Below are 8979 nucleotides of genomic sequence, written 5' to 3' on the forward strand. Positions count from 1 at the left end.
ACTGAAGGGACTGACCCCGGAGGAGTTCCGGAGACAGTCCCTTGCGGCGTAGTTCTTATTTAAGCCGTCCAAGTTTTGGGGTGCAGTTCAAACTCAGGGGGGGATTGCATTACTGGTAGCGCAGGCACTCCACGGGGTCGAGTTTTGCGGCCCGGCGGGCGGGGTAGAAGCCAAAGATTACGCCGATGCCGACGGAGACCGCAAAGGCCAGCAGCACCGTGGCGATCGAAAAACTCGGCGTTATGGTACCGCTGGCACCGAGTTCGCCAAGCACGCCGGAACCCGCGGCGAACATCGCTAGGCCCCAGGCCAGAAGATAGCCAATCACGACACCCAAAATGCCGCCGGTGATGCACAGCGCCGAAGACTCGGCCAAAAACTGTGCGGTGATATCGCGACGGCTGGCACCCAAGGCTCGACGAATACCGATCTCGCGGATGCGTTCGGTCACATTGGTGAGCATCATGTTCATGATGCCGATACCGCCCACGAGCAGCGAAATGCTGGCAACGGCGCCCATGATGAGCGAAAACGCGCCCATAAAGGAGTTGAGGGCGTCGATGGCGCTTTTCATTGAGGTCGCCGACACGCTGTCATATTCGTCGTCATCCGCGATGTCCTTCATGCTGCGCACCTTGGATTCAATCATCTTGCACAGCTCATCCATGTCCGTACCCTCGGCGGCGAGCGCCGTTACGCTGGGAAAAGACGGGTTCTCGTCGCCAAAGAGGCCCGAGATGGTCTCGCGCGGCATGTAGAGCGTGAGTGAGCCCATGGAGTCGCTGCCGCCGTCGATAACGCCGATAATCTGCACCTCGCCGTTCGACACCTTGATGGTCTTGCCGAGCGCGTCCTGTTCGTTGCCGTACAGCTGGTCCGCGCCGCCGCGGCTGATGAGCGCCACGCGTGCGCCAGATTGGGACTCAGCCTGGGTATAGGTGCGCCCCGCGACGAGCTTGCTGGCTCCCACTGCGTCGAGCATGTCGCTATCGACGCCCTGCGCCATGACGTTATAGCTTTTGTCACCGGCCTTGTACTCGGTATAGGCACTGTCCACGATACCGATCTGCTCGATCTGCGGCACCATCTTGCGAAGCTTCTCAACGTCCGACTCGGTGAGCTCTTGCGACGAATAAATCTGCACCATACGCGCGGCGTTGAGGCCCAGGCTGTTGACCAGGCTGTTTTGGATACCGCCGATAAGCGAGGTCATGGCAATGACGGAGGCGATGCCAATAACAATGCCCAGGATGGTGAGTAGGCTGCGTCCCTTGTTGGCCTCGAGGGAGTGAAGGGCTTCTTGGATAAGGTCGCACGTGCTCATGCCTTCACTCCTTTCGTCGGATTGGCGTGTGCGGAAATCATGGGCAGGTTATCAATGGCGCCGTGCAGGGTCTGCGGTGCGTGCGCGATGTACGCGCCGTCGTGGATTCGGCCGTCGCGAATGGTTACGGCACGGTCGGCCTCGGCGGCGATACCGGGATCATGCGTGATGAGCACAATGGTCTTGCCACGTTCCTGGAGTTTGTGGAAGGTCTCCATCACGAGCGCTCCGGTGGCGGAGTCCAGGTTTCCCGTCGGCTCGTCCGCCAGGATGATGGGCGGGTCGTTGACGAGGGCGCGCGCGATGGCAACCCTCTGCATCTGTCCGCCTGAGAGCTCGGAGATGCGGTGGTCCCAGTGGTCGACCGGCAGCGTGACGGCTTGCAGCGCATGAACGGCGCGCATCTCACGCTGAGCCCGCGGCACGTTGGTGTACGACAGCGGCAGCATGACGTTTTCGATGACCGATAGGCGCGGCAGCAGGTTAAAGCTCTGAAAGACAAAGCCGATGCTCAGGGCGCGGACTTCGGTGAGCTCGTCATCGTCGAGCTCCGCCACGTTGAGGCCCTGCAGGTAATAATCGCCTGCCGTTGGCTTGTCCAGGCAGCCCAGGATGTTCATGAGCGTTGACTTGCCCGAGCCAGAAGGGCCGGTAATGGCCACGAATTCGCCGGGATTCACTGCCAGGCTCACGTTATGCAGGATATGGGCGCAGCCGGCCTCGCTCTCAAAAATGCGATGCACGTTGCGGATGTTGATGACGGGACGCATTACAAGCCCTCGTCGGCAGACATGCTGCCAGAGTCGTCGCCGTCGGCCGTCATGCCTGCGCCGGTGTCCACGATGAGGGTGTCGCCGTCGCGCAGCTTGGTAACCGGTACGTCTGCGTTGATCTCATTGCCCTGGTCGTCGCGCTTGACCTGCGTCTTGCCGACCACGGCGTCGTTATCGTTTTGCGTCACAATGGTCACCTTCACGCGGCGCATCTCCTTGCCTTCACCGTCGGTTGCCACGTTGACGTAATAGTGCTCGCCATCCTCGGTCATGAGCGCCATGGTCGGCACCATCACCACATCGTCGAGCTGCTCGGTTACCACCGAGACCTCGGCGGTCATGCCCGGCTTGAGGCGCGCGTCGGGCGCGTCAATCAAAATATCGACGTTATAGGTCACGCTACCGCCGCCACCGTAGGTGGAGTCGGAGTTTGCCACCGAAGCGATTGTCGTGACCGTTCCCTGGCTCACGATATCGGGAAAGGCCGGATAGGTAACGTTGGCGCTCTGGCCCACTGCGATCTTGGCGATATCCTTTTCGCCCACCTGAACGGTGACCTTCATCTTGGAGAGGTCAGCGATCTGCATGCACTGCTTGCCGCCGGTCGTATCGCCTTCGCCCATAATCATGCCGCCCGTCACCGTGGCGCCGACCTTGGCGTTGAGCTCGACGATGCTGCCCGAGCTGGGCGCGGTCACAGTGCGCTCGGCGGCTTTGGCGTTGGCCTGGTCCAGGGTCGCCTGGGCCGAGGCCAGGTTACGTTGGGCGCTCGAGATGGCGCTCGTGTCGGCACTCGTGCCGGTGCTACCGCTGGCGCCACTTGCGCCTGCCGCATCTGTGTCAGTCGCCGGAGCGGCTTGGGCGGCAGCTACCGCTTTCTGCGCGTTGGCGAGGTCTTCCTGTGCCGCCGCCACCGCGCGCTGCGCCTCGGCAACGTTGCGATCGAGCTCGTCATTTTTAATGGTCATGAGCACATCGCCCTCGTTAACGGACTGGCCGGCTGATACGTTGATCGATGCCACCGTGCCGTCGACAGAAGGGGAGACCACCGAAGCCGAGATAGGCTTGAGCTGGCCTTTAGCCTCGACGGTGGTCGTAAATGTACCCTCGGTGACCATGTCGGTCACCGGCCCGTTGGTACCTGCGGGCCGTGCGTTAATGACGAAGGTTACGACAACGGCGATGAGCACAATGGCGGCCACGACGCCGGCCGCAATGCCGCGTCGGATGAGCTTTTTGCGCCGACGCTCGGCACGCTTCGCCTTGAGCTTGGCGTAGGCCTCTTCGTCAGAAATCTCGGTTGCATCGCTTGTGCTGCCGTTTTGCTGTGTGGCGCGCATGTTTGTTATGAGGGGAAGTGTTTCGGTGGCACCCTCGGGCGCTCGCTCGGTATCATTCGGTCCCGGGGTGATGGTGGGGACATTCGACATGGCGTCTCCTTTATAGAAAGTTCTTCGATAAGTATATGCGCCCGTCGCGAGAAGCGGGCGCATATGGCGGATTCTTTCGGAACTGTTAGATTGGAGCGTCAGTTCCCCGTTGTGCGAAGGCGTGTTTCCCTACGAGTGCACGACCACGCATAGGCCTACGTTGATGCAATCGTGGAGTGCCTTGGCATCGGCCAGACGCAAGTTGATGCAACCGTGGCTGCCGCACCATTTGTACGAATTTGGGTCGTCAAAGCTCTGATCGTTTTGCCATGTTGCATCATGGAAACCAACCATGTTGCCTTCAAACGGCATCCAATATGACACGGGGCTTTCGTATTTTGGTTTTCCGGTCTTTGGGTCTTTGGCACCGATGAGCTTGCTTGCGCCGTCATTGCTATTGATCTGCCAAACGCCCTCGGGGGTGGCATCCTCTCCCGGTTTGCCCGAGATAAAGTTGGCTTCCCAAACGATATTACCGTTCTCGTCATAGTAGCGCGCGTGCTGCTCGGACAGGTCGACGTCGATATACGCCTTCCAGTCGGGCTCTCCCTTTGCGGTATAGGTGTCGGCCTTCTGGGAGTACTTAATCTCGATTTCGCCGGTCTGCTTGTTGTTAATGGCGTCCTCGACCTGATTGGCGAGTGCATCGCTATCGACGGCCCAGCCAAAGTCACCGCCCTCGACGGCACATTCTTTGCCGTCGGCACGCGTCCACCAGCGGGTGGTGCCCACGGTATTAAAGCCGTTGGCGAGCTCGGCTGCCCAGCTACCGATCTGCGACGTATCGAGTGTGGGGTTTGCCGGATCGGCAAAGCTGATCCACTGCAACACGGAGCTGCCGTCGACCTTGCCGGCATCCTCGCCGTTGAGCTTGAGGGTCACGTTGACGCCCAAGAAGTTGTTGGCGGCATCGCATGCGGCCTGAATTTGATCATTAGTCAGCGTTTCATTGAGCGGCTCATAGGCATCGTTGCCGAGCTTGGAAAGATCTACGGTCTCGGCCAGCGAGGCAAGCTCGAGCTCGGCATACTTAATGACATGCTCGCGGTTGAGTTTTTCGTTGGAGCGCGCCTTCTCGACGGTAAACTTGCCGGCTTGCTCGTCATAGGAGCTATTGGCCTCGAATGTACCCGAACGGCCCTCGTTAAACTCGTCAATGGCGGCGCCCAGATCCTCCTCAAACTTCTTTTGGTCAAAGGTGTCAGAGAGCATGGACAGGTCGACGTCTTGTTCAAGATCGACTTCGTTGGAGGTAGCGGTTGTTTTGGTCTTGCCGCTTAAGGATTCCACAAGGTGGACCGGCCATATAAAGGCTTCGTTGCGGCTGATGATTTCTTTTGCGGCAGCTTCGCCGTCGACGATGGGTTCATCGGACTCGGGTTGATAGATCCAGTTAAAGTCATCGCCTGTCACGGTGAGCTTATAGTGCTTCCATGCCGAGTTGACCTTAGTGGCAGCAGACGAAGCGTTGGAGAACGAGACGTCGACGCCGGCAATGGTGGTGTTGGGGTAGGCTACCTGCGAAAATGCGACAACGCCAACAATGTAAACGACAACAATGAGGCCCAGAGCAACGAAAAGGGTCATTTTGGCCCCGGATTTTTTCCCGTTGGCGTGGTTCTCTGACCCACGGGGGCCCTTGTCATGGTTTTGCGTGTGTGAAGGCGCGTGCTTAGTCGCTTTATTGCTCTGACGCTGCTGATACGCATGAGGGTTCTGGCGCTGTGAGGTGTTTCCCGAACCATGCTTTGTGCTATGCGTTGGCGTAATGGGGCGCGGCGACTGAACGCCGCCGGTAGGCCTAGAAGGCTGTTTAGGATCGGGAATCAGTTGGGTGCGGTCGTTTTGCGACATCGTATGCATATCCTTCGAATTTCGCCTTGCGGCTCATCGTGTTTTTACTGGGCTTGCATTATAGCGATTACCTAGTTGTTTGTGGTATTGAAACGGTGGCATTGGCAAGAGGTTGGACATTTGTCCCACCTCTTGTTTTGGACTGTTCTTTATCCGCACACACCGCATTTTGCACAGGCCGAAAGCGCGGCCGGAGCCTGCGCGATGCCGCCCTTTGCCGTCTCGCGCAGCGTGGCCGGCAACGCGTGGCCCACCGAGAGCATGACGTGTGCCATCTGGTCAAACGGCACCAGGCTCTTAATGCCGGCAAGGGCGAGCTGCGCCGAGCTAAATGCGGCCGCCACGCCGATCGCGTTGCGGTTTTGGCATGGCACTTCGACAAGGCCGCCCACGGGATCGCATACAAGACCAAGCAGATTGCTCAGTGCGATAGAGCTAGCGTCGAGTGCCTGCTCGGGCGTGCCGCCCAGCATCTGGACTAGCGCGGCAGCGGCCATGGCGGCGGCGCTGCCCACCTCAGCCTGACATCCGCCTTCGGCACCGGCGACGCAGGCACTTGTGGTGAGGTTGAGACCAATCGCGGCAGAGCAGTAGAGTGCGTCCATGACCTGTTCGTCATCGAGCTGTAGATGGTCGGCGAGCGCCAACACGCAGCCGGGCACGACGCCCGCAGAGCCGGCCGTGGGGGCGGCGACGATGACGCCCATGGTGGCAGAGCGCTCAAGCACGGCCATGGCGCGGGCTACGGCTTCGGTTTGGACGGCGCCCATCAGGTTTGTGCTCAGATCGTTGCGGCATGTGGCGTCGACGAGTTTTGCCTCGCCGCCGATAAGCCCGCCGAGCGAGCGCTGCGGTGCGGCGATGGGCGCCGTCGTCTCCTCGCGCATGACCTCGAGTACGCGGCGCATGGCGGCGACGGCGTGCTGCTCGCCGGTCAGGCGGGCTTCGCGTACGGCCATGACGGCGCCAATGTTGAGGCCCAGTTCGGCGCAGGCGTCGAGGAGCTGTTCGCCATCGTCGAAGATTTCCTTGGCGGAAACTCCGGGGGAGAGCGATGAGGCCGAGCCGGGAAGCTCAATGAAGGTGGCGTAATCGACATGGTCGAGCATGCGTAGCATAGGAACGACGATGTCATCGGGGGTGCCGTCGGTCTCAAATACGGAATAAGCTTGGCCGCCTACCTCGGTGCGGTAGGTGCGGCAGAAGGCAATGTTTACGTGTGCGTAGGCGAGCTGGTTCGTGAGTGCGGCGAGAACGCCGGGGACGTCCTGGTGCGCCACAAACAGGGTAGAATACATGCCCGAGATATCGACGCCGACGCCGTTGATGCGGCTGATGCGCATCTTGCCGCCGCCAAGGCTCTCGCCGCGGACCTGCGCCGTGGCGCCCGTGTCATCGACCATGTCGATGTCGACGGTGTTGGGGTGGATGGAGGCGTCGTCGCCCTTGATGTCAAAGTGATAGTTGAGGCCCTGCTCGCGCGCGAGGTCAAAGGCCTGCTTGATGTTCTCGTCGTCGGTATCGAGGCCCAAGATGCCCGCGACGAGTGCGCGGTCGGTGCCATGGCCGCGGTAGGTGTGGGCAAAGGAGTTCCACAGGCCAAAGGTGACCTTGGTGATGCGGCCTTCCAGCAGGCTGGCGGCAACCTGGGCGCAACGCAGGGCGCCGGCGGTGTGCGATGAGCTGGGGCCGACCATGATGGGGCCCAAGATCTCGAATGCCGAGGTCGTAGCTAGTGTTTGCGGCTTGCCTGCCATGGCTGCTCCTTCTCTATCTCGTCGTCCCGAGGGGCGGGGCATACGCTGTCCCGCCGTTCCGAGGGCTTTAGTATTTGGTCGCCTGCTCGGACAGTCCTGCTCGCACGGAGGCCACATTAAGTGCTCTCCGGCTCGTGCGGAACTCGCGATCGACCAAATACTAAAGTCCTCGGAACTTAGGATACATGGTAGAGGCGCGCGTGCTTCAAAATTCATCGGTTGGTGACCTATTCGGTGTCCCATGTCGATACATCTTCACCACCGTTCAAATAAAAAAGAGGTACCGGTTGTTCCGGTACCTCTTTTTGGTGCGTTTTTATTTGGCTGTGGCTTTTCTCGTTAGCTTACAAGCCGCAGGCTGCTTTGAGTTCGTCGATGCGGTCCGTTTTCTCCCAGGTAAAGTCGGCGTCTTCGCGGCCAAAGTGACCGTAGGCTGCCGTCTTTTCATAGATGGGGCGACGCAGGTCCAGGTCGCGGATGATTGCGCCCGGGCGCAGGTCAAAGGTCTTCTCCACGGCCTCGACGATCTTGTCCTCGGCAATATGCGCGGTGCCAAAGGTGTCGACCATGATCGACAGCGGCTTGGACACGCCGATGGCGTAGGCCAGCTCGACCTCGCAGCGATCGGCCAGACCGGCGGCGACTACGTTCTTGGCGACCCAGCGAGCGGCGTACGCGGCAGAGCGGTCGACCTTGGTGCAGTCCTTGCCGCTAAAGGCGCCGCCGCCGTGACGGCCGTAGCCGCCGTAGGTGTCGACGATGATCTTGCGGCCGGTCAGGCCCGTGTCGCCCATGGGGCCGCCCACGACAAAGCGGCCGGTGGGGTTCACATAGATATCGGCACCATCCCACGGCATGTTCTCGGCATCCATGACGGGTGCGATGACATGCTCGATGAGGTCGGCCTTGATCTTGCCCATGTCCTCAACTTCGGCAGCGTGCTGCGTGGAGATGACGATGGTTGTGACCTCCACGGGCTTTCCGTCCTCGTAGCGCACGGTGACCTGGGTCTTGCCGTCGGGGCGCAGATAGGGCAGGGTGCCGTCGTGGCGCACGGCGGACAGGCGTTCCGCCAGGCGGCTTGCCAGGTAGTGCGGCATGGGCATGAGGGTCTTGGTCTCGTTGGAGGCGTAGCCAAACATCATGCCCTGGTCGCCGGCACCGATCAGGTCGATCGGGTCGGTGGTGGCGCCGGTTTGGGTCTCAAATGACTCGTCGACGCCCTGGGCGATATCGGGGGACTGCTCGTGGATGAGGCTCATGACGCCGCAGGTATCGCAGTCAAAGCCAAACTTGGCGCGGTTGTAGCCGATGCGGCGGATGACGCCACGGGCGATTTCCTGCACGTCGACGTATGCCTGGGTGCGAATCTCTCCGGCGACGATGACGGTGCCGGTGGTCACGAGGGTCTCGCAGGCGCAGCGGACGTTTTCAACGTTGGCGGGCACGCCGTTGGGCGCAATATAGCCCTGCTCCTGCAGCTCTATTTCTTTGGCGAGGATTGCGTCGAGGACGGCATCGCTGATCTGGTCGGCGATCTTATCGGGATGGCCTTCGGTCACCGACTCCGACGTAAACACAAAAGACCCCTGCTGGGGCGGGATGGAACGAAGCTCTTCTGACATGATTGTCCTTTCGAATAACGTGTCCCAGCGACCGTTACCATTCCGCCGGGCTCTGTATGCAGGGGCACATCATAGCGCGTAAATCCAACATTCACACCCTTTCCGCACCTACTCATTAGGTAGCTAATTGAACTGCCTCCCATTTCTTGGACATGAGAAATGGGAGGCTTTTTATGCGTGTCGACTTGAGGGTGAAGCACGACATCGAGGCCAGGA

Annotated in this window: 6 protein-coding genes; all 6 read right to left on the bottom strand. The window is 60.3% G+C overall.

The genetic code is table 11. The features are described from left to right. Window positions 1-109 precede the first annotated feature (109 nt). The 6 genes from ACTNDJ_RS08795 to metK all read right to left on the bottom strand — a co-directional run bounded on the left by ACTNDJ_RS08795 (window position 110) and on the right by metK (window position 8763). Window positions 110-1324, bottom strand: a complete 1215-nt coding sequence (locus tag ACTNDJ_RS08795) for an ABC transporter permease (protein ID WP_441048462.1) — start codon at window positions 1322-1324, stop codon at window positions 110-112. Continuing rightward, window positions 1321-2094, bottom strand: coding sequence for an ABC transporter ATP-binding protein (locus ACTNDJ_RS08800; protein WP_427717357.1), 774 nt, complete (start codon window positions 2092-2094; stop codon window positions 1321-1323). Before ACTNDJ_RS08800 ends, ACTNDJ_RS08795 begins: the two co-directional genes overlap by 4 nt. After that, window positions 2094-3527: an efflux RND transporter periplasmic adaptor subunit gene (locus tag ACTNDJ_RS08805; RefSeq protein WP_441048461.1), complete on the bottom strand. Its 1434-nt coding sequence runs from the start codon at window positions 3525-3527 to the stop codon at window positions 2094-2096. The genes ACTNDJ_RS08800 and ACTNDJ_RS08805 overlap by 1 nt, the downstream gene beginning before the upstream one ends. Window positions 3528-3656: 129 nt before the next feature. Next, window positions 3657-5114 carry a L,D-transpeptidase gene (locus tag ACTNDJ_RS08810; RefSeq protein ID WP_441083558.1) on the bottom strand — a complete coding sequence of 486 codons (1458 nt, stop codon included), beginning with the start codon at window positions 5112-5114 and terminating at the stop codon, window positions 3657-3659. Window positions 5115-5530: 416 nt separating this feature from the next. After that, window positions 5531-7138, bottom strand: coding sequence for an L-serine ammonia-lyase, iron-sulfur-dependent, subunit alpha (sdaAA, locus tag ACTNDJ_RS08815; protein ID WP_441083559.1), 1608 nt, complete (start codon window positions 7136-7138; stop codon window positions 5531-5533). A gap of 344 nt (window positions 7139-7482) precedes the next feature. Beyond that, on the bottom strand, window positions 7483-8763 hold the full coding sequence (gene metK / locus ACTNDJ_RS08820; protein WP_427728191.1) for a methionine adenosyltransferase: 1281 nt from the start codon (window positions 8761-8763) through the stop codon (window positions 7483-7485). Between the last annotated feature and the right edge of the window lie 216 nt (window positions 8764-8979).

Origin of the sequence: Collinsella sp. HCP3S3_D1 (assembly GCF_052064015.1) — a bacterium.
Classification (GTDB): Bacteria; Actinomycetota; Coriobacteriia; order Coriobacteriales; family Coriobacteriaceae; genus Collinsella.

What these genes read in the sequence shown, in the direction of transcription:
- ACTNDJ_RS08795 (WP_441048462.1), bottom strand. Translation starts at nt 1,324, where the DNA reads ATGAGCACGTGCGACCTTATCCAAGAAGCCCTTCACTCCCTCGAGGCC.
- ACTNDJ_RS08800 (WP_427717357.1), bottom strand. Translation starts at nt 2,094, where the DNA reads ATGCGTCCCGTCATCAACATCCGCAACGTGCATCGCATTTTTGAGAGC.
- ACTNDJ_RS08805 (WP_441048461.1), bottom strand. Translation starts at nt 3,527, where the DNA reads ATGTCGAATGTCCCCACCATCACCCCGGGACCGAATGATACCGAGCGA.
- ACTNDJ_RS08810 (WP_441083558.1), bottom strand. Translation starts at nt 5,114, where the DNA reads ATGACCCTTTTCGTTGCTCTGGGCCTCATTGTTGTCGTTTACATTGTT.
- sdaAA (WP_441083559.1), bottom strand. Translation starts at nt 7,138, where the DNA reads ATGGCAGGCAAGCCGCAAACACTAGCTACGACCTCGGCATTCGAGATC.
- metK (WP_427728191.1), bottom strand. Translation starts at nt 8,763, where the DNA reads ATGTCAGAAGAGCTTCGTTCCATCCCGCCCCAGCAGGGGTCTTTTGTG.